The organism is Bradyrhizobium sp. 31Argb (genome assembly GCF_043638955.1).
Taxonomy (GTDB): Bacteria; Pseudomonadota; Alphaproteobacteria; order Rhizobiales; family Xanthobacteraceae; genus Bradyrhizobium.
The window spans coordinates 1-1,233 of record NZ_JBEGDB010000605.1; the positions used below are offsets into that span (position 1 = coordinate 1).

At 56.9% G+C, this 1,233-nt stretch carries 2 protein-coding genes; one reads left to right on the forward strand and one right to left on the reverse strand.

The genetic code is table 11. The features are described 5' to 3' along the window. Window positions 1-197: 197 nt before the first annotated feature. Entirely contained in the window at window positions 198-743 is a 546-nt protein-coding gene (locus AAFX91_RS41780; protein WP_130583999.1) for a CAP domain-containing protein, read from the forward strand. Between the two features lie 123 nt (window positions 744-866). Here the strand turns inward: AAFX91_RS41780 and AAFX91_RS41785 are convergent, their stop codons facing one another. Continuing rightward, window positions 867-1,217 carry a hypothetical protein gene (locus tag AAFX91_RS41785; RefSeq protein WP_394570359.1) on the reverse strand — a complete coding sequence of 117 codons (351 nt, stop codon included), beginning with the start codon at window positions 1,215-1,217 and terminating at the stop codon, window positions 867-869. Window positions 1,218-1,233: the final 16 nt, after the last annotated feature.

Consider the following 1,233-nt stretch of genomic DNA (forward strand, 5'->3'; position numbering starts at 1 on the left):
GCTTCCTCCTAAAAGAAAGCCTTGAATCACGTTCAATCTGATTTGAGAATCCCAAGAGTCCACACGGCCTAGCGCGTATCGACACCGCGTTCCCAAGATCAAGTTGGGGGTAAAGCGCAGTCCGAAATAACAAAATCAATGACTTACGGATTTATCCGATCTCTTTATCGCTCCAGAAGACTGATTTGGGAACATCGATGAAATCCCTGGTTTCACTCTGCCTTTGGCTTGCCGCTTGCTGTTACCCAGTACTTGCTCAAGCGGAGTCTCCCGCGGCCATGATCTCCGGCTATCGCGCCCAGCACGGGGAAGGGCGAGTGGTGCTGGATGCGACACTCACGCGAATTGCGCACGAGCAAGCCGCGGCGATGGCGTCAAAGGACAAGCTCGACCACGACGTCCTCGGCCCCTTCAACTCGCGCGTCCACTCATCGGGCGCGGCCCGGGCGGCAGAAAACATCGCCTACGGCTATGACAGCTTCCCAAAGACACTCGACCAATGGATCAATTCGTCCGGACATCGACGAAATCTCCTGTTGCACAACGCCTCGCGCGTTGGCGTCGCCAGTGTCAAGAGTTCGACCACCGGGCGCACCTATTGGGCCATGGTGATTGCCGGCGACTATGAACGTCCCAAGGTGGCGAAGAACTCGCCGAAAAGCTCAAAGCAGGCGACAGTTGCCAAGCCCAAATCCCGCGCCGTGGAGGCCTGTCGTCTGAAAATTCTGAGCATCTGCCTCTGATCCAGGACGATCGATGTTGGATAGTCGTGGAGCGAGGGAAAAGAGCCCTTGCCGGGGCTTGGTCGGCTCCAGAGCGTTGGCACTCCGGAACTGCCCAACCTCCGTGATTAGGAGAACCGGTTGTCATTGCAACTGACGAAGGGGGTTGAGCGGACCAAGCGGAATCAACTCGAAGCTCATGAGATGAGCTTGGCCCAAAGGCAGCTTTTCAAGCATCTCATTGGCGGCTGCGGGATCCGTGACGTTTAATATGAACGCCACGCCGGCACGTCCCTGTAGCGAATACCATTGGTCAATCTTGCCGTCCAAGTAAAGCTTCACGGTCTCCCGGACTTCCGTCGGGAGGATCGCGCGTACGGCCGCAAGATCGACACCGGGATTCACGGTGCCGATCGCAAGGATTCGTGTGGTGGGCTGAAATGGACCCCGATTGTGGGACCACGTGCTTAGTTGGAAGGGGCTGCTCCGTTTGATAGACGGAGCGCATGAT

Bases quoted from the DNA above. Each gene is read 5' to 3' on its own strand.
- AAFX91_RS41780 (WP_130583999.1), top strand. From the start codon at position 198: ATGAAATCCCTGGTTTCACTCTGCCTTTGGCTTGCCGCTTGCTGTTAC.